Annotated in this window: 16 protein-coding genes; 5 read left to right on the top strand and 11 right to left on the bottom strand. The window is 73.8% G+C overall.

All coding sequences use genetic code 11. From position 1 onward, the window contains the following. Positions 1-3 precede the first annotated feature (3 nt). Both AB0J76_RS14030 and AB0J76_RS14025 read right to left on the bottom strand, forming a co-directional pair. Positions 4-666, bottom strand: a complete 663-nt coding sequence (locus tag AB0J76_RS14030) for a response regulator transcription factor (protein WP_352327761.1) — start codon at positions 664-666, stop codon at positions 4-6. After that, entirely contained in the window at positions 663-1,787 is a 1,125-nt protein-coding gene (locus AB0J76_RS14025; protein ID WP_352327762.1) for a histidine kinase, read from the bottom strand. Before AB0J76_RS14025 ends, AB0J76_RS14030 begins: the two co-directional genes overlap by 4 nt. A 217-nt stretch (positions 1,788-2,004) precedes the next feature. On the opposite strand from AB0J76_RS14025, the gene AB0J76_RS14020 reads away from it, so the two are divergent. The 3 genes from AB0J76_RS14020 to AB0J76_RS14010 all read left to right on the top strand — a co-directional run bounded on the left by AB0J76_RS14020 (position 2,005) and on the right by AB0J76_RS14010 (position 4,528). Further along, entirely contained in the window at positions 2,005-2,436 is a 432-nt protein-coding gene (locus AB0J76_RS14020) for a DUF6223 family protein (RefSeq protein WP_352327763.1), read from the top strand. Between the two features lie 69 nt (positions 2,437-2,505). Then, positions 2,506-2,739: a hypothetical protein gene (locus tag AB0J76_RS14015; RefSeq protein ID WP_352327764.1), complete on the top strand. Its 234-nt coding sequence runs from the start codon at positions 2,506-2,508 to the stop codon at positions 2,737-2,739. 34 nt (positions 2,740-2,773) lie between these two features. Then, the gene (locus AB0J76_RS14010; protein WP_364389576.1) at positions 2,774-4,528 is read left to right on the top strand and encodes an HEXXH motif-containing putative peptide modification protein; all 1,755 of its coding nucleotides are present in this window, start codon (positions 2,774-2,776) and stop codon (positions 4,526-4,528) included. Positions 4,529-4,547: 19 nt separating this feature from the next. On the opposite strand, the gene fxsT is transcribed toward AB0J76_RS14010, so the two are convergent. The 5 genes from fxsT to AB0J76_RS13985 form a co-directional block, all read right to left on the bottom strand. Continuing rightward, positions 4,548-8,831, bottom strand: a complete 4,284-nt coding sequence (gene fxsT, locus AB0J76_RS14005) for an FxSxx-COOH system tetratricopeptide repeat protein (protein ID WP_364389574.1) — start codon at positions 8,829-8,831, stop codon at positions 4,548-4,550. A 45-nt stretch (positions 8,832-8,876) separates the two neighbouring features. After that, a complete protein-coding gene (locus AB0J76_RS14000) occupies positions 8,877-9,983 on the bottom strand; it encodes an AAA family ATPase (protein WP_352327226.1) in 1,107 nt (368 codons plus the stop codon). Continuing rightward, positions 9,980-11,455 (bottom strand): hypothetical protein, encoded by a 1,476-nt coding sequence (locus AB0J76_RS13995; protein ID WP_352327227.1) that lies wholly within the window; start codon positions 11,453-11,455, stop codon positions 9,980-9,982. The genes AB0J76_RS14000 and AB0J76_RS13995 overlap by 4 nt, the downstream gene beginning before the upstream one ends. Then, positions 11,452-12,444 (bottom strand): trypsin-like peptidase domain-containing protein, encoded by a 993-nt coding sequence (locus AB0J76_RS13990; RefSeq protein WP_352327228.1) that lies wholly within the window; start codon positions 12,442-12,444, stop codon positions 11,452-11,454. Before AB0J76_RS13990 ends, AB0J76_RS13995 begins: the two co-directional genes overlap by 4 nt. 103 nt (positions 12,445-12,547) lie before the next feature. Beyond that, positions 12,548-12,886, bottom strand: a complete 339-nt coding sequence (locus AB0J76_RS13985) for a CU044_2847 family protein (protein ID WP_364389571.1) — start codon at positions 12,884-12,886, stop codon at positions 12,548-12,550. Between the two features lie 344 nt (positions 12,887-13,230). On the opposite strand from AB0J76_RS13985, the gene AB0J76_RS13980 reads away from it, so the two are divergent. Next, entirely contained in the window at positions 13,231-13,488 is a 258-nt protein-coding gene (locus AB0J76_RS13980) for a hypothetical protein (RefSeq protein ID WP_352327230.1), read from the top strand. Positions 13,489-13,698: 210 nt separating this feature from the next. Here AB0J76_RS13980 and AB0J76_RS13975 read toward each other — a convergent pair whose 3' ends face one another. Then, on the bottom strand, positions 13,699-14,025 hold the full coding sequence (locus AB0J76_RS13975; RefSeq protein WP_352327231.1) for a hypothetical protein: 327 nt from the start codon (positions 14,023-14,025) through the stop codon (positions 13,699-13,701). Between the two features lie 129 nt (positions 14,026-14,154). Then, positions 14,155-16,173, bottom strand: coding sequence for an acyltransferase domain-containing protein (locus tag AB0J76_RS13970; RefSeq protein ID WP_352327232.1), 2,019 nt, complete (start codon positions 16,171-16,173; stop codon positions 14,155-14,157). A 343-nt stretch (positions 16,174-16,516) separates the two neighbouring features. Here AB0J76_RS13970 and AB0J76_RS13965 point away from each other — a divergent pair, with 343 nt between their 5' ends. Then, complete coding sequence (locus tag AB0J76_RS13965; RefSeq protein WP_352327233.1) at positions 16,517-17,347, top strand: helix-turn-helix domain-containing protein; 831 nt, start codon at positions 16,517-16,519, stop codon at positions 17,345-17,347. Positions 17,348-17,485: 138 nt separating this feature from the next. Here AB0J76_RS13965 and AB0J76_RS13960 read toward each other — a convergent pair whose 3' ends face one another. Together AB0J76_RS13960 and AB0J76_RS13955 are read right to left on the bottom strand one after the other, a co-directional pair. After that, a complete protein-coding gene (locus AB0J76_RS13960; protein ID WP_364389568.1) occupies positions 17,486-21,754 on the bottom strand; it encodes a hypothetical protein in 4,269 nt (1,422 codons plus the stop codon). A gap of 1 nt (position 21,755) precedes the next feature. After that, entirely contained in the window at positions 21,756-25,259 is a 3,504-nt protein-coding gene (locus tag AB0J76_RS13955) for a hypothetical protein (RefSeq protein ID WP_352329039.1), read from the bottom strand. Between the last annotated feature and the right edge of the window lie 7 nt (positions 25,260-25,266).

The raw sequence follows: 25,266 nt of genomic DNA, 5'->3' as shown, positions 1-25,266 counted from the left end.
GCGTCACGCGGTGCGCGGCGTCACCAGGCCCGACTCGTAGGCCAGGACCACGAGCTGGGCGCGGTCGCGCACGCGCAGCTTGGCCATCGCCCGGTTGACGTGGGTCTTGGCGGTCATCGAGCTGATCGCCATGTGGGCGGCGATCTCGTCGTTGGACAGCCCGCGCGCGACCAGGGCGACGGCCTCGCGCTCGCGGTTGGTCAGCTCCCGCAGCTCCTCGCCGGCGGTGGCGGCGGGCGGCCGGGTGACGTACCGGTCGATCAGCATGCGGGTGATCGACGGCGCGAGCAGCGCGTCACCGCGGGCCGCGACGCGCACGGCGTGCAGGAAGTCCTCCGGCACGACGTCCTTGACGAGGAACCCGGCCGCGCCGGCGCGCAGCGCGTTGAAGACGTACTCGTCCAGGCCGTAGTTGGTCAGGATGACGACGCGCACGCCGGCCAGCGCCGGGTCGGCGGCGATGCGGCGGGTCGCCTCGATGCCGTCCACGACCGGCATCTGGATGTCGATGAGCGCGACGTCCGGCAGGTGCTCCCTGGCCAGGGCCAGGCCCTGCGCCCCGTCGGCGGCCTCGGCGACCACCTCGATGTCGTCCTCCAGGTCGAGCAGCGCGCGGAACCCGCCGCGCAGCAGCGGCTGGTCGTCCACCAGCAGGACCCGGATCACGGCGTGCGGTCCATCGGCAGCTCGGCCTGGACGGTGAAGCCGCCCGCGCCGCGCGGCGCCGCCCGCAGGCTGCCGCCGAGCGCGGTGACGCGTTCCCGCATCCCGATCAGGCCCACGCCGGGCACGGGGGCGGCGTCCGGCGTGGCCGTGCCGTCGTCGTCCACGCGGATCGCCAGCGCGTCGGGACGGTAGTCGATGCGGACCTGCGCGGTCGCGGCGGCGGCGTGCCGGGCGATGTTGGTCAGGGACTCCTGGACGATCCGGTACGCGGTCCGGTCCACCGCGGCCGGGACGTCCCGTCGTTGTCCCTCGATCGTCAGCGTCGCGTCGAGGCCGGTGGTCCGGGCCCGTTCCAGCAGCTCGGGGACCCGGTCGAGGCCGTGCGGCGCAGTCGTGTCGTCGCGCAGCGCCTCCAGGGTCGCGCGCAGCTCCCTGGTCGCCTCGCGTCCGGCCTCCTGGATCACCAGCAGCGCCTGCGGCACCTGCTCCCCCTTCCTGCGGGCCACGTGCACGGCCACCTCGGCCTGCACCTTGATGACCGAGATCTGGTGGGTGAGCGAATCGTGCAGGTCCCGCGCGATGCGCAGCCGCTCCTCGTCGGCACGCCGCCGCGCGGTCTCCTCCCGGGTGCGCTCGGCCTCCTCCGCCCGTCCCTCCGCCTGCCGCAACGCCTCACCGGCGGCGCCGGCCGCGACCAGCCAGGCCAGCTCCAGCGCGCCCCTGGCCTGCGCGAACGCCTCGCCCGTGTCGTGCAGACCGGAGGCCATCGCGGCCAGGGGCAGCAGGGCCAGCACGATCACACTCGCGGCCACGGTGACCAGCCGTCGCCCGGCCCGCATCGCCGCGTACACCGCGAACAGGTACGCCACCGCCGGCACGTCGAACCCGGCCGCCTGGTACCCCACCGCGCACAACCCCGTCACGGCCAGGACGGGCACCGGCGCCCGGCGGCGCGCGACCAGCGCCAGTCCGCCCGCCGCCAGCAGCGCGTAGCCGAGCGGCGCGAGACGGGTGGCGGACGGCTGGCCGGACAACCCGGTGACCACCAGCGCCGCCGCCACGCCGGCCGCGATCAGCCAGTCGATCACCCCGGCCCCGACGCCGAGCCGCCTTGTGCTCATACGCGCACCATAGCCGCATGTCCGGCCGTACGACTCCGGCCGGAGGATCACCCGCCGCCTACCGCGGACGCGGTACGTCCGCGCCCGCCTGCCGCCCGTGCGGTAGCCGGCTGCGGCGCCGGCGGCACCCCGACAAGCCCGCTCCCGCCGGACGACCGGCGGCGGGCCCGGCGGTCATGCTCTTCCACGTTGACGTCCAGCCGAAGGGAACCCAGCCATGTTCATCGACCACCTGCTCGCGGCCCAGGCCGACCCCGTCGCCGCGTACGCCATGACCACCGGCCGGATGTGGTCCCTGATCGCCGCCGGGCTGGGCCTGGCCGGCGTCGCCGCCGGCGGCCTGGCCCTGGCCCGCTCCACCGGCCGCCTCCGCCGCCGCGCCACCCCCGGCACTGGTACCGGCACCGGCACCGGCACGGGCACCGGGACCGTGGCCGGGACCGTGGCCGCTACCGGGAAGCGCGGGGCCGTCGTCGCCCTGGTCGCGGGGGTGACCAGCATCGTCATCGGCGGCTGGGTCATCGGCGCCGCCAAGGGCGGTCCGGGCACCGGCTACGGCATCGTCGGCGGCTACCTGGACCTGATCCTCGGCCTGGCCGCCGTCGTCCTCGGCGTCCTCGTGCTGAACCGCGCCCGCCGTCCGGCCTGACCGCCGGACGGCGCAAGTTCCGTGACGCGAAGGCTTCCCCGGCGTTGAGACGTGAGTCACCATGGATTCATGACCTTTGCGACGGAGACCAATGCCTGCTTGGAGTCGCACCTCATCGACCTGACGCAGGTGCCTCTGGACGCCTTGCGAGAGATCAGTGGGCTGGAGGGAGCCATCGCCACCCTGTGCGGCCGGCTGACCGACCACGCGACCCCGTTGTGCGAGAGCGGTATGGCGGCCCTGTGCGGAACCGTGCCCGTGACGGTGCCGAGCACGGCCATCACCGCTCTTGATCAGACCTGAGCCCTACCGGGTTCCGATTCCCACACTCGTGGCCGTGGCCACCGGCGACGTGAGCGCAGCCGATCTGGCCGTGCTCGAATCCGCGCAGCGCAGCCGGCTGCTCACGGCGCTCGCGGCCCTGCTGAAGCTCGGTCATGCCGCCCAGCCCAGGCCGCGGCGTGACGACATTCCGCCCACCCCGCTGACCGTGTCCTGGTCGGTGCTGACGGCAGCGCAACGCAGCTCGCCGGAGGCCGTGGAGGAGGTGCTGCGCGACCCCGCCGTCGGCGCCTGCGCCTTCCACCTGCTGCGGACGGTCGCGCAGGGCTCCGTGCCCGGTCCGGCGGAGACCGTCGCGGGGGCCTGCGCGAGACTGTTCGGCTCGATGGCCGCCGCCGCGGCCGTTCGCGCGGGCATGCGCTGCTCCTTACGGGTCCCGGCCAGGAGAGGACGGCTCTGGCTGCCCTCCCTGGGCCTCACGGGGGCGGTGGGACGTGGCGAATGGCCGGTCGTGGGCGTGGAGAGCCGCGCGCACGGCACGGTCGTCTTCGGCGACAGCGGATCGCTGCGGTTGCCCGACGACATGTCCCGTCCGGTGGAGGGCTGGTCACCGCTGCCGGTGGCCGAACCGGCGGACGGCGGGCGCCGCGTGGCCCTCGACCATCTCTCCCCCCACCGCGACTTCCGGGGCCTGCACGACCCGGCCCCGCTGGCCGCCGAGGACCTCGGCCGCTGGCGCGACCTGCTGCGGGCGGCCGTCGAGCTGCTGAAGGAGCGCCATCCCGGCGCGTACCGGGCGGTGACGGCGACCGTGCGCTCCCTGGTGCCCGTCGACGGGCCCAGCACGCTGCGCGTGGTCAGCGCGACGGTGCCGGACGCCTACGGGGCGGTCACGATGTCGCTGCCGGCCGACGCCGCCTCGCTCGCCGTCACGCTGGTGCACGAGGTGCGGCACCAGCTCCTCAGCACCGTCGACGAGCTGATGCCGCTGCTCGCTCCCGCCCCCGAAGGCCCCGAGCCGACCTATTTCGCCCCCTGGCGAGGGGACCCACGCCCGCTGCGGGGATTGCTCTACGGCGCGCACGCCTTCGCCGGCGTCACCGCCTTCTGGCAGGCCCGGCGGAAGCAGGACGGCGACCGCGCCGACTTCGAGTTCGCCTTCCACCGCTGGCAGCTGCGCACGGCACTGGCCGCGCTGGGCGGGGCCACCGGCCTGACCGAGGCAGGCGGCCGCATCGTCACCGCGCTCGCGGACGCGGCCCGCCCGCTGTGGGCCGAGCAGGTGAACGGCCCTGGCGCCCGGCTGGCGGAGTTGTGCTGCCGCGACCTGGTGGCCGGCTGGCGAGCGGCCCACCTGGTGGTGCGGCCGGGCGACGCCGACGAGTTGGCCCGCCGCTGGTCGGCCGGCCTGTCCCCGCCGGCACTGCCCGGTGTGCGCATGGGCGCGAGCCGCCCGAGCCTGCCGGGCAACGCGCGGATCTGGCTGGCCCGGTTGCGGTGCACGGACCAGCAGGCGTTCAAGCAGGCGTGCGCCGCGCTGGAGACGGGCGCGACCAGCCCCTTCGGGATAACCGACGCCACCCCCGCCGACGCGGCGCTGGTGTCGCAGGACACCGCCAAGGCCCGGCACCTCTACCGCCGCTCGACGCCGAGCCCGGAAGCCTGGATCGGGCTGGGCCTGGCGGCGGACTCGCGAACGTCGCTCCTGGTGGAACGCCCGGAACTGGTCCTGGCGCTGCACGCCGCGCTGCTGCGCCGCGGCGTGCAGCCGCCCGGGCCCGAGGAACTGGCCGAATGGCTCGGCTCATGAGCCGCGGGCCACGACCGCCTCAGATGCTGAGCAGGTCGATGTCGCAGTTGGCCCTGACGCCGTTCTCCATGTCGACCGTGGCGGGGTGTTCCGCGCCGTGGACCTTGTGGAACAACCTCAGCGTCTTGCTCTGCAGTTCCTTGGCCTCGTTGGTCAGGCCGAGGCTCTGCATGTCCAGGCCCAGGTTGGCCATGACGGCCAGGGTCGCGGAGTGCCGCTCCCCCCGCGCGCGGGTGCTCAGTTCCAGAACCTCGGTGTCGATGTCGTAGGCCTCCTGGAAGCGGCCCATCGCGAAATGGTCGCTGGCCAGGTTGGTCCGGGCCAGCAAGGTGCGCGGATGGTCGGCCCTCAGGACCTCGCCGAGGCCCTCGACGGCCGTGCTGTCCAGCTCGAACGCCTCGTCGAGCCGGCCGAGCAGCCGCAGCGTCACGGCGAGGTTCGTCTGGGTGGCGAACGTGTGGGGGTGCCGGGGGCCGAGCAGCGCGCCGCACTGCTCCATCGTCTCCCGGCCGAGCTCGGCCGCCCCCGCGAGGTCGCCGGTCTGGCGCAGGTCGGTGGCATGGTTCAGGGCCGCCCGGACCGTGTCGAGCGACCTGCCTCCCTGCACCTGCTGCAGGAGTTCGAGCACCTGGAGCGAGAGCTCGAACGCGCCTTGGTGGTCGCCCGTCTTGCGTCGCGTCACCGAGAGCTCGCGGGCGACCCAGATGGTCAGCGAGTGGTCTTCGCCCAGCAGCCGCACTGCCCGGTCACGCAGCTTCTCCTGTCCTTCCAGCGCCGCCTGGAAGCGGCCGAGCTCCTGCTGGTCGATGTGGAGGGAGTGCAGGCTGTTGAGCGTCTGCCGGTGGTCGTCGCCGAGCACCTCGACGAGCCGCTGGTGGGTGTCCTCGTCCAGCCGGTAGGCCTCCTCGAAGTCACCGGCCAGACGCAGGCTGACGGCGTAGTTGTGAGCCGCCTGCAGGGTGCCGGGGTCGTCGGCGTCGAACTCGCGCAGCGTGGTCTCGTAGGCGGCCTGGTCGAGCTCGCGGGCCCGGTAGAAGTCGCCGCGCAGGCGCAGCAGGATCGCCAGCACGCTCAGCGCGCGCTGGGTGTTCTCGTTGCGCTCGCCCAGCACCCGGCGGCAGCGCTCGACCAGTTCCGACTGGAGCTTGTAGGCGTCGCCGTGGCGGCCCTGCCAGCGCAGCGCCTCGGCGCGCACCTGGTCGACCTGGATCACGTGCTCGTGGTCGTCGCCGAGCACCCGCCGCCAGATCCTGGCGGCCTCCTCGGCCAGTTCGAGCGCCTCGGCGTAGTCGCTGCGGGCCAGCAGGAAGCGGGCCTCGTTGAGGACGAGCTGGCGGGTCCAGGGGTCCTCGCACTCCACCATGGTGGTGGCCCGCACGTGCGGCAGCAACGCGGAGTACCGGGCCCATTCGCTCGGCCGCTGCGGGTTCCTGGGGTCGGCGTTGGCCAGGATCTCGTGGGCGCAGTGCCGCATCTCCGCGCGTTCCTGCGGGTTCATCTGCTCGATGAGCACGCGCTGCACCAGGCGGTGCACCTGGATGGTGGAATTGCGATGGTCGATGCGGGCCAGGGCGTAACGGCCGATCTCGCGGACGGCCTGGGAGAGCTTGATCGGGTCGTCGAGCGCGGCCCGCAGCGCCGGCGGAGCGCTGATCCCGCGGACGGCCGAGAAGAAGTCGCGGTCGATCGGCTCGGGCGCGAAGAACGCGCAGCACTGCAGCAGTTGCAGCGCCGCCGGATAATCCTCCCGCAGCCGGTCGAGGGAGACGTTCCAGGCCGCCGCGACCGGCAGGTCGTAGTCGGCCGGCGGGGCCACCTCCAGCAGCTCGGCGCATTTGGTCTCGAAGAGTTCGAGATATTGGTGCGCGGGCATCCCCGTCTCGGCCAGCCACACCGCGGCCTGTTCGACGGCCAGTGGAAGGTCTCCCAGGGCCTCTGCCAAACTGTCGGCCGCTTCGTGCGGAATCTGCGGGCTGCGCCGCTTGATAAGCGAGATGCTCTCCGACCGGGAGAAAACATCAACCTCAAGAGAGCTGGCCATGGTCGACCATTGAGAGTTACGAGAGGTTACCATCACACGCCCGGGTCCGTCGTTGGGAAAGAATTTCCTGACCTCGCCCGGATTCTCGGCGTTGTCAAAGACCAGAAGCCAGTTGGAGTAGGGCCGGCCCACCCGCAAGGCTTCCAGCACCGCCGGAACGGCACTGCGGTCGGCTCCCGCCTGCAGTCCCATTTGCTCACCGAGCTCGATTAGGGACTGTACTATCGAGTTTGTCTGTTCCGCGGGAATCCACCAGATGAGCTGGTAATCTTTGCTGTTTCTGTATACGTATTCGATGGCGATCTGAGACTTCCCCACGCCGCCCATGCCGTGCAGCGCCTCGGGCAGGACCGCGGTGGTCGCCTCACTGGCGAGCCGCCGCCCGAGTTCGGTGAGCAACTCTTCCCGGCCGGTGAAGTTGCGATTGCGCAAGGGCAGATTAGAACCGATCCGCCGCGGCCCTTGTTGGGATTCTTCGTGATGAACCGGCGACGCAATCTTGGATGAACCAGACACAAGACCTCCCAGGGAAGCCGGAGATAGCTCTCCTTGATCAGACGGAGAAGAGCTAGGACTAAGAGTATCTGAACTATTACCTACCGTAGCCATCGCGGGCAGCCCGTCTTCATCCGGTACCGGTTCCGCCCGCGCTCGCTCCTCGGCCAGGAGGCCGCGCAGACGGTTGGCCCGGGCCAGGTAGGGTCCGGACAGCGCCGAAAGAGCCGTCCAGAGCGTCCGGATGAAGGGCTGGGTCCTCCCGGTGACGGGCGGGTCGGGGGCGTCGGTCTGCCAGGCGACCAGGGCGGCCCCGTTGGCGATCAGCGCCTCCAGGCGTGGCCCCAGACATCGCGACACCTCCTTGAGCACGCTGAGCGTCTCCGCCCGCGTGCTCTTCCCGAGCAGCTCCTCGCGGACCCCCTCGGGAAAGTCGAAGGTCACCTGTCCGGCGTCCTCCATGTCCGCGTCCCGGCCGGACCGGCGGAGCAGGCCGAACAGCATGATCTCCGCGAGGTTCCAGAGCTGGGCATGCGGGCTCATGGCCTGGATCACACGGAGGACGAACAGGTTGAGCGGGGCCGCGGCCAGCCTCTTGGCCAGTCCGGCCGCCGCGGGGGTGGCCCGCGACATGAACCGTTCGACCACCTGGCGGGCGTCGCCGTGCACGGGCGCGGCGACCGGATCGTGCGGGCCGGCGCGTCCGTTCAGGTCGCCCTGGGGGGAGGTGAGCAGCACGGCCATGTCATGGCGGCCGCCCTTGCCCACCAGCTTCGACCAGCGGCCGAGCGAGCCGGGCGTCAGCTCCATCAGCGGCACGGGCACGGGGGCGTGCGGCGGCACCCTGGACGGCTCGCTCAGCCACGAGGAGAAGGCCCTGATCTCGCGTATCTTGAGCAGACGGTTGGGCAGTGCCGGGCCGTGGGCGTCCAGCCCGGCCCCCACGGCGGTGGGGAAGGTGAACTCCCACACCTCCTGCGGCATCAGGCTGAGCGCGGCCGCCGGCGAGGTCACCGCGACGGAATGGAGGAAGGCCGCGGCGTCCCCGGTGCGCCAGCCTCTGGACAGGCCGTCGGTGAGCACCAGCACGAGCTGGTTCGGCCCCAGCTCGCCGACACCGCGCGGCGGGCCGCCGCGCCGCCGCGCCCGGGCGCCGGCCTCCGCGATGTCGAGGGAGATCGCGGTGATGTGGCGGAAGGCCGCCGTCTGCTCCATCAGCCCGCGGAACTGTCGGACCAGGTCCTCCCAGAGCACCATCGAGGGGTGGGCGTCCACGACGAGCACGAGGGACAGCAGCCGGTCGGCGGCGGGCCGGCACGCCGGCAGCCACAACCGGTCGGCGGCGACGCGTTCCGCCGTCGCCTCCTCGTCGAGCTCCCAGTCGTGGGGAGAGGGGCGCGACAACCTCAACGGCTTGAAGGCCAGCCCCAGCGCGTGGCCCCCCGGCAACGCGGTCCGGCCGCCCGTGGAGCGCCGGGGCGGCGTCCGGTCGGGCCCGGCGCCCTGTCCGAGCGGGGTTTCGTACGGCGGGTCGTCCGTGCCGGGCTCCCGGGTCTCCTCCGCGGCGTCGTCGCCGGGCGTCGTGGGGGAGGGAACGCGGGGCGGGTCCTCCCCTGCGGCCTCGTCCCGGGGTTTCCCGGCCGGCGGGGTGCTCGCGCCGCCGTCGGGCGCCGGGTCCGGACGGCGGGGCGCCGGGACGTCCCGGCGGCGGCTGGGCGCGGCGGCGTCCTGGTAGGCGGCCAGATACAGCGCGTCCCGGAGCTCCAACCACGACGGTCGGGTGGTTGATCGGCTGACGGGGTCATCGTGACCTCATTCCCACGCCCGCCCGTCCAATCGGTGCCACAACGAGTCCGCCATGTGGACGATGTCGTCCTGTTTGCCGTCGCGCCGCGAGGTCGCCAGGAACAGGGCGTTCAGCAACTGGTCGATGGACAGGCCCCCGCGCTCCCTGCTGCGCTCCAGGAAGCGGGAGATCAGCATGCCGCCCAGCTCGTCGGCCGTCTCCGGCCCGAAGTGCGCCGCGAGCATCCCGGCCAGGTCCTCGCGGGTGGGTTCGTGCAGATCGAGCAGCAGGCACCGGCGCAGGAACGCGGGCGGGAACTCGCGTTCGCTGTTGGACGTCATGATGACGATGGGGAACGCCTTGCACGTGATGCGCCCGCCGGAGATGTCGGCCTCGCCGTCCGGGTCGTCCGTGCGGACGCGCACCGTGGGATGCCTGCGCCGCGCCCGCAGCAGCTCGGGGATCGCGTACGCCCCCTCCTCGAAGACGCTGAGCAGGTCGTTGGCGAGATCGAGGTCGCTCTTGTCCAGCTCGTCGATCAGCAGCACGCGCGGCTCGGCGTAGGGCAGCAGGGCGGTCCCCAAGGGGCCGAGCTGGATGTACTCGCCGATCTCCGGTGGCGGCAGCAGGGCCTCGCCGCCGCCGTCGCGGTCGTCGGCCGTCCCGGCCCGCCACGCGGCGGTGTCCTGGACGCGGCCGATCGCGTCGTAGGCGTAGAGCCCGCCCTGCAGGGTCGAGCGGCTGGTGATGTGCCAGCGCAGCACCCGGCCGAGGCGTAACTCGCGGCTGATCCGGTAGGCGAGGCTGGACTTCCCGGTGCCGGGACGCCCGCTGACGAGCAACGGCCGGCGCAGCAGCAGCGCGGCGTTGACCATCTCCGCCTCGTGCCGCACCGCGTCGGACAGGATGCGTTCGGGCCATCGCGTGCCCAGCCGGCGCACGATCTCCGCGTCGTCCTCCGGAGGCGGCTGCAGCACGTCGCCGCCGGCGAAGGTGCGCCAGGGAGGCGGCGGCGGCAGCAACTCGCCCAGCCGGGTGTCGCGCAGCGGCTCGCCCGTGCCGCGGTAGATCCACCAGCGGGGGCGTACGCCGAGGGCGTCGGCGGCTCCGGACGGGGTGTCGGGGTGGATCATGCGCCCTCCACCTCTGAAGAGTCGGACGGACCCCCCGCTCCGGAGGCGACCGGCATCCGGGTCGGGTCGTCCCACAGCAGAGCGACGTGCCGGCCGATCAGCGCGTCATCGTGCGTTTGCGGCCCATTGGACGCTATCCGTAGCGCCTTGACAAGACTCGGCAGGTCGCGAGTACCCTCACGGTGCTCCAGCAGCGATCTGAGTGCGGCCCGGAACGTCGCGCTGTCGGCCCCGGTCCGCGCCCAGACGATCACGGGGACGCCCACGCGCAGGGCCTCGCCCAGTTCGTCCAGCGCCGGCCCCTCCGCCGCCGGTCTCCCGGTGACCTCGCCGGGCGCGACGCTGAGGACGACGACGGCGGGCGGCGGATCGGAGAGCAGGTGGGGGCGGCCGTCCTCGGGGAACCAGTGGACGCGCCCGGCCCGCTCCTCCGAGAACGCCTTCCACCGCCTCATCCACCGGCCGTGCAGGTCGAGCCGCTCCAGCCGCTCCATGCTGCGCACGACGACCTCGTGATCCTCCCCCAGGACGCCGACGGCTCCCTGGAAGGACTCCTTCCTCCACTGCTCCACCCGCAGGTGCAGCAGGTCGCGCGGCAGCACGAACTCCAGTGCCAGGTCGGACGTGGAACGGTGGGCCAGGTCGGACTCGATCTGCCTGATCAGTGTCCGCACCTCCTTCTCGGCGTGCCTCAGCGAGACGCGGCGGTCCGCGCCCCGGATCTGCCCGCCCGGATGGGTACGCTGCCAGTGGGACAGGATCGCGTCGCTGCCCTCGCCTCGTTCCAGCAGCGGACGGACCCTGATGATGAGGTAGTCAGAAGGGCTCCAGACGCTTCCCTTGACCACCGGTTCGTCGCCGGCCACCGGCTCGTCGCCGAGAGGCGCATGGGGGTCGTGCTCCGCGGCCCAGTCGAGGATCTCCAGCTGGCTGTCGGCCTCCGCGCCCATCGCCAGCAGGTCGCGCAGCACGTCGAAGCAGGGCAGGGCCGAACCGGGGCGGGCGTTCAGGGTGGCCGCGTGCAGGAACACCGTCCAGGGCTCGGTGCACCGCACGGGCGGCAGGGGCAGCCCGCACCTCTGGAGGAACAGGCAGTACTGGCGGTGGAGATCGGGGATGCGCACCCGGTCGAGCAGCGTGAAGAGCTGGTCCCACTCCTCGTTCTCCAGCAGCTCGACCTCCCAGGCGGCGGTGGCCACCCTGAGCCGCCGGATGGCCGCGGAACCGCCCTCCCACCGCTCCAGCGCCTCCACCAGCATGGCCAGGCCGGTCGGCTGCTCGGACAGCTCGTTCATCAGCTTGATGATCACGCCGCGCAGGGAGACGCCGCCCGCGACGTCGAAGCTTGCGCGGGTGCGGTCGGCGCCGAGGCTCTCGACGATGTTCCGCAGCGTCTCCGCATCCCGTAGACAGCTGACATCGGCCACCGCGTCGACCAGGTAGCGCGGGAGGACTCGCGTGGCCACCCTCATGCGTCCTCCTCCGGTCGGGGGCCGCCGGAACAGCACACCTCGTCGAGCACTCCCAGGGACCTCAGCGCCGAGTCCGACTCGCCGCCCACGTGCAGCACCGCCGCGCGCAGCGCCGCGCAGCCGTCCTGGTGGTCGACGCACGCCTGCACGATGGCCTGAACCTGCTGACGCGGCCACGGGTGCCTGCGGACGTCGCGGCGGATGGCCGCGGGCAGCGCCTCCCTGAGCATGTCGCCCGCGTCGTGATCGATCTGCGGCACCTCCAGCAGGGCGTCGGCGAGGCGGTAGCGGTCCTGCGGGGACGGCGGGCGGCACGCGGCGGGAGCGGCGCTGCGGACGGCGGCGGCCAGCGGCGGCCAGAGCCGCACCGCGGCCTCCACGGGCAGCATCCACGCGACCTTGGCCGCCCGGTCGGTGTGCGCGGCGGTGACCAGCCCGATCACCCGCCGGGCCGCGGGATCCCACACCGCGGCGCCGCTGAAGCCGCGCTCGACGGTGGGGCCGGTGGGCCGCAGCCCGTCGAGCTGGACCCAGTCGGGGCAGGGGCCGCCGGTGCCGACCAGGACGGCGGTGGCGATCAGGCCGGACATCGTGCCGCGGGGGTAGCCGATGATCGCCACCCTGCGTCCGTCGGGAGGGCCGCAGGGCAGCAGCGGCAGGGGGCCGCATCCGCGTGGCAGCGGCGGGTGCCCCGCGCGCAGGGTCAGCGCGGCGAAGTCGCCGTCGCCGTCCAGGGAGAGGCCGGACGGGGACTCCTGCAGCGGGGGCGGGGCCGACCACGCCTCCGGCGACGACCGGGCCACGGTGGTCCAGCCCCGGCCGTACAGGTCGACCGTCACCTCGCCAGGCGGTTCGCCGCCCGCGGCGGTGACCACGTGGGCGCAGGTGACGACGTGCAGACCGGCCGCGCCCACCATGGTGAGCACGCCCGCCCCCCAGAGCGCGCCGTCGGGCGACAACACGCGCACCTGTCCCCGTTCGGGCCCCACGACTCGCCTCCCTGCCCCTCGTCCACACCGTCGGGGCCGCACGGCGACGCCGCCCCTCGCACCGCCGGTCCGCACGGCGATCCCGCCTGCCGGGTGATCCGCGTCAGGCCGGATCGTCCGGCACCCGCCGCCAGGTCATGGACACCTTGAGATGGCCTTCGCCCTCGCTGTGCGCGATGACGGCGCCCACCTTCGCATTGAGCCGGACGCCGAATTCGACGTTGACTTCGTCAGGAGGGTGAGGCAAAGCTACAAGCCGGTCGAAGGTGGTGCGGGCCAGTCCGCGAATCTGGTCGAGACCGCCTTCCAAGGATCCGGCGGCCGCGGCGATCGACTCGCTCAGCCGGGACGCGGCGACGACTCCCGGTTCGTTGTCGTCGATCTCGACGTAAATATCCGCGCCATCCTCGGACTCGAAGCGGATTAACTGCATCAATGCCATCCTCTGCTGCCGCCCGCCGCCAAGGATGTCAAAGATACTCCTGCCTCAGGCGTGTCCGTAAGGAGGAAATGACGCGAACTACTGTTTTGCGCATTTTGTCGGACAGAGTCCCTCGCGGCAGAACCCAAACGTAACTACAGCACCTTTATGTCCGACTCGCACCAGTTTTATCCGTGAATGAGGGTGATCTCGCTTTTGTTGAGTCTCACTCCGAACAACCGGTTCAGTCATCGATAGGCGGTATTGCGGGCGCAGGCGTGATGGCCGGATGGTACGGAGTGTGCCCGGAGAGGGGCCCATGTCGGTTTTCGTTCAAGAGGTCAAGGTCAGGGCAGTTGCGAGTCATGGACGAACAGGACAAGCTGCCCGAGGACATGCCGCCCGCGGTCGGACGGGTCAACGGGGAGAGCGACACCACCGCCGCGCGGGCGGCGGTCGAAGTGCGGGACACTCCCCGGCCGATCCCCGCCGAGCCGGTCGAGCCGCCGCCCGACCCTGAGGAGAAGGTCGCCCAGGAGCGGCGCGAGGTGGCCGAGGAGTCCCGCGAGGACTCCGGCGCGGACTCCGGCGAGGAGGAACCGGGCACGGAGCCTACCGACTGACTCCCCCAGCCACCATCCGCCCGGCCTGCCGGATCGTCAGGAGGGCAGGAGGGCACGGGAGAGCTGGTCTGCGCTCCAGCTCTCCCACTGCGTGAGGAACGGACCGATGCCCGCACGCCGCACGGAGAGGGCATCGGCCGATCCTGACGGTCGTGAAGGGCTCCTTGAGCACGGCCGAAGGCCTTCACCGTCGGTTTCCGATCTTCAGGTTCAGACGCGGCGCTCGTCGACGCCCACGGCGCCGACGCCCGTGCCGAGCCGGCCGCAGACGCCCTGGGACTGGCCCGAACGACCGGGCGGGAGGTCGACCCAGTCGCCGACGACGTCGGGCGCCCAGCCGCAGGTGATCACGGCCCGGAACCGCCAGGTCTGGCCCGTCGGGTTGCTGCACATCGCGATGCCGAGGTAGTTGTCGTTGTTGTGGACGAAGGTGTCGCAGTCGAGGACCGTGGCGGCCGACGCCGGCGCGGTGAACCCCAGCGACAGCAGGGCGACGGACCCGGCGACGACCGCCGCGACATGCCTTGTCTTGCGCAATGCCCCTCCTGAACGAATGCTTGTCTGTCACTTACCGTCATGCAGCGTACGCAAGGAGTGGCGGAGACGGAAGGCGCGGTTTCGTCAGGAGTCGCTTCCCCGGGCGTCGGCGACAGGGAGGCGGGGTGCTCATGCCGTGTTGGTCGGCGAGGGCCACGATCCTCCGTTTCCCTGCCACGGCTGGTCGCCGAAGGCCGGGGTGAGCTCGTACAGCAGCCGTTGCGGGCCCTGGTAGAAGGCGGCCAGCAGCGGCGGCGCCGCCTCCAGCTCGGCGGCCAGGACGTCCAGCGCGGCGGGCAGGTCGACGTCCGCGGTCGCGACCGCGACGCAGGCGCAACCGGCCAGTTCGGCGGCCAGCGGCTGGATCGTCCCCGCGAACAGGCCGGCGATCGGGTGCGGCACCACCTCCTGGCGCAGTGCGTCCAGGACGAGGGCGGCGATGCTGTGCAGGTGCGGGAAGCGGGCCGCGGTGGCGATCATCGCCTCGTGCACCGGTCCGGCGTCGGGGCCGGGGCGGGCGACCACCCGCAGGTGCCGGGGCGTCAGGGGGAGCCAGGTCCAGTCGATGGTGTCGGCGTCGGCCACCACCACGTCGTCACGATCGTCGGTCAGCGCCCGCAACGCCAGGACGTCGGCCCCGCCGCACAGCAGAAGCGTCGCCGGGGGCAACATCCGCTCGACGGACGGGAACAGCGGCGGCGCCAGTGGCGGCGCAGGGGCGAGCCGCGGCCGCGCCACCTCCCCGAAAGCCGCACCACCGACCATCGCCCCGCCCGCCCCCTGACCGAAAGCTGAGACACCGGCCGCCCCCAACCGGCCCGCCTCCTGACCGAGAGCCGCGCCCCCGACCACCGACCGGCCCGCCTCCTGACCGATAGGCGTGACGTCGGCCGTCCCCGACCGGCTCGGCTCCTGATCGGCGTCCCCCGGACGGGCCGGGGCGGGCACGAGCCCGGCACCGGCCTGCGGCGACGTGCCCCGTTCCGCCGCTTCGCCGCGCCGGCCAAGCGCTGCGGGCCGGTCACGCTGGGCAAGCTCTGCGAATCCGTCAGGCGGGGCCGGTTCTGTGGGGTCGTCGCGCTGGGCGGGTTCTGCGGGTTCGTCGTGCCGCGGCGGTCCGATTCGGTCGAGGAGCAGGGCAGGGCCGGCGTGCGGCGCCGGAGCCGAGGCAGGTGCGGAGCCGTTCGGTGCGGGGGTGTTCAGGGGGACGGCGGGGTGGAGCGGCTCGCCCGGCCGCCACGGGCCCCCGGCGGCGAGCGGGGACGCGGCGGTGGCGGCGGGGACGATGGCGCGGACCAGCGCGACCGCGTCCTCGCCCGCCCCGCACTCCAGGAAGACCTCCGCGCCGCGTGCGGCCAGCCCCCGGACGGCCTGGTGGAAGTGCACGGTGACGACCATGGCGTCGGCGGTGACGGCGACGGGGTCGTCGTCGGGGGTGAGCAGGCGTCCCAGCGTCGGGGAGAACAGCGGCCAGCGCGCCGGAGCCGTTCTGACGCCGGGCAGGCGGCCTCTCAGCTCGGCGGCCGCGGCGGCGACCGCGGGCGTGTGGGCGGGGTGCGGGACCTGGAGCGGGGCGCTCGTCCAGCCCAGGTGCCCGGCGATCCGGGCCGCCTGCGGCATCAGCTCGCGCGGCCCCGACAGGACGCACCGCCGCGGCGTGTCGTCGCAGCCGACCACGAGATGGGGATGATCGAGCAGCGCGACCAGGCGCCGGGCCTGCACGGCGGAGACGTCGAGGGACATCATCGTGCCCGGCCAGTCCAGGCCGGTCAGTGCGCGGCTGCGTGCGCAGGCCAGGCGCGCGCCGTCGCCCGCGCTCAGCACCCCGGCGGCGACCAGGGCCCACAGCTCCCCGAGGCCGTGGCCCACCAGCGCGTACGGCTGGAGCCCCTCCCGTACGAGGGTGTCGAAGGCGGCTAACGACACCGCCATCAGGGCCAGGTAGTGGCTCTCGGGGCCGGGCGGGCGGGGGGCGTCCGGGGTGAGGAGGTAGGCGCTGAGCGGGGGCGAGCCGTACTCGGCGGCGACGGCGTCGATCTCCGGCAGGAGCTCCTGGACGGCCGGCGTACGGGCGGCCAGGGGCGCCAGCACCCCGGCGGCGGGCATGGCTACGCTGCCCGGGAAGACCGCGACGACTTTGCTGCGCATGTAGTCCCTTCCTGGAGGCGGGGCTTTGCGGGACACGGGAAAGGACCGGCAAAGGACGCGTCTTCGCGAACTGTTCGCACCCGTCGCCGGTGTCCGTCCGGCCGAACGACTGATACCGCTCGCACACGATAAGTAGTCGTGTCATTGCGACACGTCACCCTATCGACGGAGAAACTCGCCTATAGCCGTCCGCACCTCTTGCGACGCAGGCCCTGAAGTGTGCACTCGCCTCGCACGATCACTGTGCGTGATTGGTTAGTCACTTATGGCGATCGGGATCCTGGGGAGCGCGCCCGTCCTGGTGATACGAACGGGTGGGTCAGTGCGACCCGGGGGGTGCGCGATGGAATTCTGCCCGGAAGAGCTCGGCGGCCACGGTGCCGACGGACGAGCCGGGCCCGCCGCCGGGCGCGGCGTGCTGCACGGCGCGTTCGCGGTGCTGGAGGAGCTCGCGCGGGTGGAGGAGGCCGGGCTGACGCAGCTCGCCGTGGCCACCGGCCTGCCCAAGGCGACCGCCCACCGGTTGTTGTGCCGGCTCACCGACCTCGGCCTGGTCCACCGCGAGGACGGCCGCTACCGCATCGGCACGCGGATGTTCCGCTGGGGTCAGCGCTGGTCACCGGCCCAGGTGCTGAGCACGGCCGCCGTGCGGCCGCTGCGCCGGCTGGCCGCCGCCGGATGCGCGGTGACCATCGCGGTCAGGGACGGCGACGACGTCATCGTCGTCTCGGGCATCGGCGACCCGGCCGTGGACGAGGTCTTTCGCATGCGTCCCGGCCTGGTGCTGCCGGCGGCCAGCGCCGCGGAGGTCGTACTGGCGGTGGGCAACCCGGCGTCGGGCCGCCGTCCTGACCCCGGCTGGAGCCTGCCGGAGGGGCACTCCCCCGCCGAGTGGGCGCGGCGGGTCGGCGACGCCCGCGAGCGGCGGGTGGCCTTCGACTTCGAGGCGGCCCTGCCGCCCCTGGGATGTGTGGCCGCCCCCGTCCGCGCGCCGACCGGGGCCGTGGTGGCCGCGGCGGCCGTCGTGGTGGTCGGCACGTCCCGGCTGCCCTTGCTGGCCGACGCCGTGCGCGAGACGGCGGCGTGCATCAGCGCCAATCTGGCCCGGGTGCCGGGAGCGGGCCGCGCCCTGAGCCTGCTGGCCGCCCCGGAAGCCCCGCCACGCGACCGGTGAGCCCCGGCCCATGGCCGGAAGTCCCGCCACGCGACCGGTGAGCCCCGCCCATAGGAGGCCGCCCGCCGTCCCAAGGCCGTCCGAAGGGGGGACCGGCGGCCGTCGCCGCCGGTCAGGGCCGGGCGGTCCGGGGAGGCGTCAGGCGTCGAAGTCGATGACCAGCCGCCCCAGCCGGGCCCGCAGCGGGACGCTGTCGGCGTGCGCGAGCCGCTCGCCCACCGGGATCCGCTGCGGCGCGCCACCCCCGGCCGCCTCGATGACGACCGTCTCGTCGGCGGTGCCGGGGTCGGTGCGGTAGCGTTCGCGCTCCTCCACCAGGAGGCGGTACTGCCAGACGATGTCCAGCACCGCCGGCGGGATCACCGCCGACCACTGGTAGCCGGTCTGGGCCGTGCCGCAGGTCAGTTCGGCTCTGATCGGCGTGTCCGTCCAGTCGAGCTCTTCGGCGCTGGTGAAGGGCCGCCGCTGGACGGTCGCGGTGACGCGGTGGCTCGCCGCGACTCCGGGCAGCCCGGCACCGGCCTGCGCGCCGAGCTCGGTGGCGGCGGCGGGCCCGGTGAGGACGACGCGCAATCCCCCGCCGGACACCTCCTCGACCGTCAGGGTCCGGCGCGGCACGAGCTGCGCGAACTCGGCCTGCACCACCGGCGACAGCTCCAGCCCCGTCAGCGCGTGCGGCTGGTAGCGGGCCAGGGCCAGGCGCAGGTACGGGAAGCAGGCCGACGCCTGCCCGGCCGCGCCCAGGTCCACGTCCATGTCGGCGAACCACAGGCGCTTGGCCGCGTCGTACGACGGCTCGTACGCCACGACCGCCCCGGTCAGCTCGCGGCCCTCCCCGGACTCGGCCAGCCGCAGCCCGACGGCGGTCACGGGGCCGGGGAAGTTGCCGGGTGCGGGCGGGGGCAGCACGGTCGCGTCCGACCAGACGGGATCGGTGCCCCACCGGGTCGCCAGCCGGCCGGGCAGCGCGTCGCCCCCGGGCGGGTCGAGCACGACCGCCAGCAACTCGTCGTCGCCGGAGGAGAACCACGGCCGGTCCAGGTGGACCCGGACGCCGGCCCCGTCGCGTACCGACACGAAGCGCCGCTCGCGGCGGTCCTGCTGCCGGCTCCACCGGAAGGTGGGCAGCAGGTACGACGGTTTCGGCGGCTCCGGCCGCCTGCTCGCGGGCACCGGCCAGCCCCGCCCGGACGGCCCTGCGCTCGGCTCGCCGGCGCTGGTGACCAGGCCCGGGTCGGCGGTGATCGACGGGTGGAAGTACTCGCGGAACCGGGTGGTGGCGGTCGGCCGGTAGGCGACGTTGCGGTGCAGCGTGTCGCCGAAGTCATGGCGGAGCGGGGTGGCCGAGTGCGGCAGGCGCACCTCGTCGCGGTCGGCGTAGGCCAGCTCGACCCGGCCGACGTGGGCGTGCTCCCTGATCCGGCGGGGGGCCGGTTCGGTGACGTCGTCGATCCAGCGCATCCAGGTGGCGTCGATGTCGACGTGCCCGGTGCTGCGCGGGTGCGCGCGCAGGGCGCCGCGCAGGTCGGCGAAGGTCTGTTCGGGGTCGCGGGCGAAGTCCAGCCCGGCGAGCGCGGGCGGCGACAACGGGCGTTCGACGGCGTGCACGAGGCGCAGCTCCGTGTACGGGGTGAGCAGCCAGTTCAGCCCGGCGACGGTCTCCTCGGCGATCAGCTCACGTTCGGCGTCGGTCAGGTCGCGCCAGAAGTCCGAGACGAGCAGGCGCTGCCAGACGGGCAGCAGGGCGAGGTCGGCCGCGGTGAGCCGGCAGCTGAGCCGTACGGTCGCCGTCTCGGCCTTGGGCAGGTGGACGGTGAGCCGGCGCGGGACGTCCTGCCATCGCGGCGGCCCGTCCCCCTCCTCGATCCGCAGGGTGAACGGCGCCGCGTCCGGCCAGGCGTCGTGGAAGCCGTCGTAGAAGGAGACGGGATGAAGGGGCGGCGCGCCCGGCAGTCCGTACAGCGTGACGCCCCTGGCCAGGACGTCGGGCAGGTACGGCAGGATCAGCTCGGCGGCGGTGTGCACGACGAACTCGCCCCGCTTCAGCCCGGCGCCGCGCGCCACGGGCAGCCGGGTGACCGGCTCGGGGTCGGCGGCGTCGTGCTTGGCGACCGCGATCTCGCCGAAGAACAGCAGGTCGCGGGTGCGGCGCGGGTCGTCGGCGTAGCTCACCACGGTGTCGAGGAACGTGCCGGACTCGCGCGCGGCGGCCGTGAAGAACCTTCTGCGCACCTCCTGCGGCCGGTCGCCGCCGATGGCGTCGTCGAAGCGGCCGTGCCGCTCGGCCATCTGCAGCGACGTCTTGGGCGGGGCGACGAACCGCTCGTCGTAGTAGACGTACCGGCGGCTCAGGCCGTCGGCGGCGGGCGGGTGGTCGGTGTGGCCGGGGACGTCCTGGCGGTCGAGGGCCCACTCCCAGGCGGGCACGTCGCGTCCGTCGGCCGTGACGGTGCTCCGGATGACCAGGCACTGGCTGGACTCGCCCTCGTTGAACGGCTTGCGCTCGACGATCACCGGCGGCGGCACCGGCTCCCACCGCGAGTACGTGATCGCCCGCGACAACGCGGACGCGGGCGCCTGCGCCTCCGGGGCCAGGGCGTTGCCCGCCAGGTCCACGACGCGGGCCCGCAGCCGGTAGGTGCGCCCGTACCGGAGCGCCGGCAGCGAGCCGGGCACCGGCGTGAACTTGGTGTCGAGCGGGAAGTTCGCGTCCACCTCCGGATCGGCGACGACCGGCCGGCCGAACCTGTCCAGCGTGCGGCCGGGCAGCGGGGCGGCCAGGCTCCAGCCGTCCCAGCCGAACAGCGCCTGGTGCACGTACAGCTCGTCGGTCCTGGTCGCGTCGCGGGTGACGGCGCTGGCCCGGACCGCGCCCTCGTCGTCGGCGATCCCCTCGATCCAGTACGGCGGCTGCCCGCCGCGGCGGATGAGGTAGGAGCCCCGGCGGCGGCACAGGGAGAGCCAGCCGGTGACCGCGCCGTCCGGGCCGACGACCCCGGCGTCCACGCGGAACCCGCGGACCAGGTGCCCGGCGTGCAGCTCGGGCACCTGGTCGGCCGATCCACGCTGGTGGGCGGCGTCGTCGCCGATCTGGGCGGCCAGCCAGGCGTCCCGTCCGCGGTGGAAGACGGTGAGCCCGGCGCCCTGGAGCGCCGTCGTGCCGGTGCCCAGGTGCTGGGCGCTCGGCTGGCCGCTCGGCCCGCTCAGCCCGTGCATGCGCTCGATCAGCGCGGTGAAGTCGGCCGCCTTGATGGCCGAGCCGTCGATGTCGGCGTCGGTGACCGTCCAGTCGTCGCCGCCCAGGCCGAGCCAGCCGCCCTGGACGGGGTGCCCCGGCGGCGACGCGGCGGTGAAGCGCTCCCCCGGCGCGAAGTCGTAGAGCGTCCACGGCCGCAGCCGGTCGGTGTCGAACGGCGGTGGCACGTCCTCGAACGCCACCCGCAGCCGTCCGGCGGCGGCGAGCCCCGGCGGCACGGGGACGACGAGGTCGAGGACGAGCCCGAGCCGGCGGCACAGCTCCGGATAGTCGGCCAGGAAGCCGCAGACGCCGTGGAACTCCACGTCGGGCGGCTCCGGCCGGGCCCCGCCGGCCGCCGCGCCCGCCGGGCCGCCGCCGTCGCCGGGGGGTTTGGGCCGGTCGTAGAACCTGACGGCCTCGGCCAGCGCGAACCTCGTCTCGTCGCTGCGGTAGGCCTCGCTCGTCCGGTCGAGGGTGGCCGGGCCGGAGTCGGCGGCGGCGCGGACGCCCCCGCCGATCATGCCGTCGATGGCCCGGTAGGCGGCCTGGGGGTCGCCGCTGAACCTGCTCATCTCGCCGACCACCGGGAGCTCGCGGACCAGACCGGTGTACGGCTGACGCCAGGGCCGTCGCAGGAGGCCGTCCCCGCGCCGGCCGAGGGCGGCCTCGCCGCTTCCCGGAGGCGTGAGGCGGTCGCTGATCACGGCCTGGCCGATCTGGTCGTACAGCGTGGCGATGCGCTCGTGGACCAGCGCGGCGGGGAACGACCGCAACACCCGCACGCCCGGCGAACCGGCCGCGACCGCCGCGCCGAGGGCGCCGGCGGCGGCCAGTGAGCGCGACCGCACCGGCGAGGCGGCCGGGAAGAGTCTGCCCCACAGGTCGGAGTCGGGGGCGGGGGATCGCGGGTCGGGGTGTGGGACGACCGGGGCCGCGTGGCCGTCCCACACGATTCGCAGGGCCGGCAGGACGGTCTCGCGCAACGTCCTCGGCCAGTCGGTGAACTCCGCGACGTCGTCGAGCCGGCCGCGCGGCGCCTCCAGCCGGGGCCCGACGGCCACCGACAACCGGACCTCGCCCGGTCCGGCCACCCCGGCCGGCAACGCCGTCCACAGAACCTTGAACGTGCCCATGCGCTCCCCCGTACTCTGTCCGGTCCGTTCGCTCATGTCAGGCCACCTCCGCGAAGGCGCCGCAGTACTCGGCGACCGGATCTCGTCGCGCGCCGGTGACCGGATCCCGGTACGGCGCCATCATCTGGGCGAAGGTGGCCGCGGAACCGGCCGTCTCGCCGCCGTCCATGACCGCTCCCGCGGTGAGCTCCGCGGCGGCGGTCAGTGACCGGGCGCCGCCGAACCGCTTCTCGCAGCTGATCTCGACGGACTCCTCGAAGAACCCGATCTCGATGGTGATCGTGATCCGCGCCCGGCCGACCGCGTCGCCGCCCTCGTACCCCAGCTCCAGGTAGAGCTCGATCGAGGCGGAGACCAGGCCGAGGACGTCCACCTCGCCGCGGGCGCGGAAGTAGCCGAACAGGACAGCCTGCCCGGTCGCGGCGTCGAGGTGGAAGTAGATCCCGGCCATCACCGACACGCTGCCGCTGGCCACCCCGAAGTCGACGGACGCCGCGGCCCCGAACTCCAGGCCGGCGTCCAGCGCGCGGACCCCGTCGGGCGACAGCACGATCCCGAACCAGCCGCCGCCGCCGAACAGCGAGACGGTGAGCCGGAACGGCGCGTCCCTGCGGCAGAACGCGAACCCGATCTCCAGCGGCCGGGTGCCCGCGAACGGCAGGTCCAGGTAGGCGTTGAGAGAGATGTTCGCCAGGCTGAAGACGCCGATCGCCAGGTTCGGCAGCGGCATCCCGTACCTGGCCAGCACGCCGCGCGGGGAGACGTCGAGCGTCGGCGGGTCGCTGAACCCGTCGAGCGGGATGATGCGGCGCAGCGTCTCGACGAACGACAGCGCCCCGATGAACTCGACGTCGCGGAACGCCACCTCGACGTCGGGCTTCTCGCCGGCCCGCATGGTGAACCTGATCCGCCGGAAGTCCAGCCGCATCGCCTCCAGCACGCCCGGCAGCAGCACCAGGTCGAACTCCTCCAGCGTGCAGGTCACGTCGGCGGCCGGAGGCGTGTCCGGCCGCAGCCCGGCGCGCAGGTCGACGACCACGGAGAAGCGGCCCTTGCGCGCCGGGTCGCCGTGGCCGTCGTGCGGGACGAAGATCGGCTGGTCGCCCTCGCGCAACGACCAGGGCTGGATGTCGGGCGTCCACTCCAGCCGGGCGGCGACGGACTCCGGCAGCCGCAGGCCGGCTCCGGCGCTCTCGATCGCCCGCCGCAGCGGCAGCACCCCGGCGGGGGCGTCGTCCCAGATGGCGAGGGCCTGTCGCAGGTGGCGGAGCAGGGTGACGACGGCGTGGTCCACGTCGGCGGGAAGGCCGGCGCCGAGCGCGTCGAGGGCGGCGCTGAAGTCGCGGAAGGCCGCGTCCACCCGGCCGAGGTCGGCCGTTCCCGCGATGAACGCCTCGACGGCGGCGGCGAGGGTCAGCGCGGTGGTCCGTACCCGCTCGGCCGCGGCGGCCACCGCCGGGAAGCGGGCGGCCACCTCGGTGAGCCGGCGTTCGGCGCGGCGCAGGTCGGTGAGGAAGGCGGTGGCGGCGTTGAGGGTCTGCGTGACGAACCGCGGCGCCTTCAGCTCCTCGTCCAGGCCGGCGGCCTTGACCAGGGCGGACAGCGGGATGACGCCGAACAGCTTCGCGCCGATCGCGTCGAAGAAGTCCGAGGGCCGGAAGGTGCCGTCGGCGACCGTGCCGAGCGGGTCGGTCGCCGCGGCGGGCGTTCCGGCGGGCGTTCCGGCGGGCGTTCCGGCGGGTGTTCTGGCGGCGCTGACCGGGCCGGTCAGCCGGGACAGGCCCGCGACGGTGAACGTGGGCGCGGCCAGGCCGCCGGCGCGGTCCCGCTGGTCGTCGAAGTCCATGACCAGCGGGGACGTGCCGCTGACCAGCTCCAGGAACACCTCGCCGGGGTTGACGGGGTCGCCGGGCCGGTCGGGCGTCCGGTCGAAGGCGGCCAGCCGGTAGCGCCGGGCGTACCGGACCGGGCGGGGCCCGGACGCGCCGGTGAGCCTGCTCACGGCCGGGACCACCGCCGACGCCCAGCGCAGCACCGGCAGGAAGCCGGGGATCCGCTGGTGGAGCTGGTCCTCACGGTCCGTCGGCAGGGCCGTCCCCCAGATGAGGGTCGCGGCCTCGACGGTGGTGTCGTCGGGCGCGGCGGGCGCGGCGACGGCGACCCGGGCGCCGTGCAGGTCGGCGCTCAGCCGGTCCGGCGGCGCCTCTGCCGGACCGGGGTCCAGGGCGTTGTACGCCGCTGCCGCCGCCACCAGGTCGGCGCCCTTGTTGAAGTTCTCGGTGAGGAACAGCAGCGGAGTGCTGAACTCGGTCACCCGTCCGGCCAGGTCGGTCGCGCGCACCTTGAACAGGAACGGGTCCTGGTCGCGGACGGCGGGGAAGAAGGCGTGCTGCCCTTCGCGCACCGGCAGGACGTCGGCGGGCGGCGAGAGGTCGGGGGTGACCAGGGTCAGCAGTTCGACCCGCCGGAACGGGAACTGGGCGTCGAGCCGTTCGCCGTCGGCGTCGCGGCGGGCCGTGCCGGGCGGGAAGTCCCTGACCGGTTCGCGGCAGGTGATGAAGATGCGCTGGGCCAGGTAGGCGGGATGTTCCGGGCGGTCGGGGTCGAACTTCCGCTCGGTCACCTTCACCAGGTCCGCGCGGTGCCCGAAGGGGCACAGGTAGCCCGAGTAGAGCACCCGTACGTAGTGGTCGCGGCCCATGGCCGCGCGGTGCCGCCACTGGCTGACGTTCGTGATCGCCGGGCGGGGGTCCCAGCTGCCGAGGGCGTCGAGCCAGCCGCCGAGGGCGGACAGGATCAGGTGGCCGACCTCGACGGGCACCGGCACGTACGGCTGGTGCCCCGGCTCGGTGAACAGCCCGCGGTCGCTGGTGAGGTGGACGAGCGCGGCCCGGTCGGCGGGCGTCAATGACGTGGGAAGCGGGTCGGGCGGCGGATCGACCGGCGTGTCGCCGGGGAAGTCCCTGGTCCACACGGCCCTGGCCCGTGTGTCGCGCAGCCGCGTGTGCCACAGCTCCACCCGGTCCGCCTCGTCGGCGGGGGCCGTGCGGTGCGTCCAGCGCACGTCGGGGGGCGGTGACAGCAGCAGCCGGTACGGCAGCTCGATCGCGGTCCGCGGATCCCCCTCCGGGTCGCGCAGCGGGTCGGCCGGGCCCTGGTCGCCCACCGTGCGCAGCGGCAGCCGTCTCATGGCCGCCAGCAGGCCCGCGGCGGTGTACGGCACCTCGTCCTCGGGCCCCACGACGAAGACGAGCGTGCTGCGCCCGCTGATCCGGGAGACGACGGGAGGCGCCGGATGGGGCCGCACCGGGACGGGGTCGGGCAGCCCGGCCCCGGCCGATTCGAAGAACGCCTGCTCCACGATGTGCTGGGCGGCGAACGTGACGACGATCAGCCCCTCGCGCTCCGGCACGGTCCTGACCAGGATCCGGCCGGCCGCCGGGCGCTTGAACGACAGGCCGGGAAAACCGAAGCGCAGATCCGCCAGGTCGGCGGTGCGGACCAGGCGGACCTGCTCCGGCTCCTCCGCGGGACCGGTCAAGGCTTCA

The sequence above is a fragment of the Nonomuraea sp. NPDC049624 genome, from assembly GCF_040675255.1.
GTDB lineage: Bacteria > Actinomycetota > Actinomycetes > Streptosporangiales > Streptosporangiaceae > Nonomuraea.
This window is presented reverse-complemented; position numbering and strand designations above follow the sequence as displayed.

Excerpts from the sequence above, each read along its gene's own strand:
- AB0J76_RS13985 (WP_364389571.1), bottom strand. The coding sequence starts at position 12,886 with ATGGCATTGATGCAGTTAATCCGCTTCGAGTCCGAGGATGGCGCGGAT.
- AB0J76_RS13980 (WP_352327230.1), top strand. The coding sequence starts at position 13,231 with ATGGACGAACAGGACAAGCTGCCCGAGGACATGCCGCCCGCGGTCGGA.
- AB0J76_RS13960 (WP_364389568.1), bottom strand. The coding sequence starts at position 21,754 with ATGAGCGAACGGACCGGACAGAGTACGGGGGAGCGCATGGGCACGTTC.
- AB0J76_RS14015 (WP_352327764.1), top strand. The coding sequence starts at position 2,506 with ATGACCTTTGCGACGGAGACCAATGCCTGCTTGGAGTCGCACCTCATC.
- AB0J76_RS13995 (WP_352327227.1), bottom strand. The coding sequence starts at position 11,455 with ATGAGGGTGGCCACGCGAGTCCTCCCGCGCTACCTGGTCGACGCGGTG.
- AB0J76_RS14020 (WP_352327763.1), top strand. The coding sequence starts at position 2,005 with ATGTTCATCGACCACCTGCTCGCGGCCCAGGCCGACCCCGTCGCCGCG.
- AB0J76_RS14000 (WP_352327226.1), bottom strand. The coding sequence starts at position 9,983 with ATGATCCACCCCGACACCCCGTCCGGAGCCGCCGACGCCCTCGGCGTA.
- AB0J76_RS14025 (WP_352327762.1), bottom strand. The coding sequence starts at position 1,787 with ATGAGCACAAGGCGGCTCGGCGTCGGGGCCGGGGTGATCGACTGGCTG.
- AB0J76_RS13970 (WP_352327232.1), bottom strand. The coding sequence starts at position 16,173 with ATGCGCAGCAAAGTCGTCGCGGTCTTCCCGGGCAGCGTAGCCATGCCC.
- AB0J76_RS13965 (WP_352327233.1), top strand. The coding sequence starts at position 16,517 with ATGGAATTCTGCCCGGAAGAGCTCGGCGGCCACGGTGCCGACGGACGA.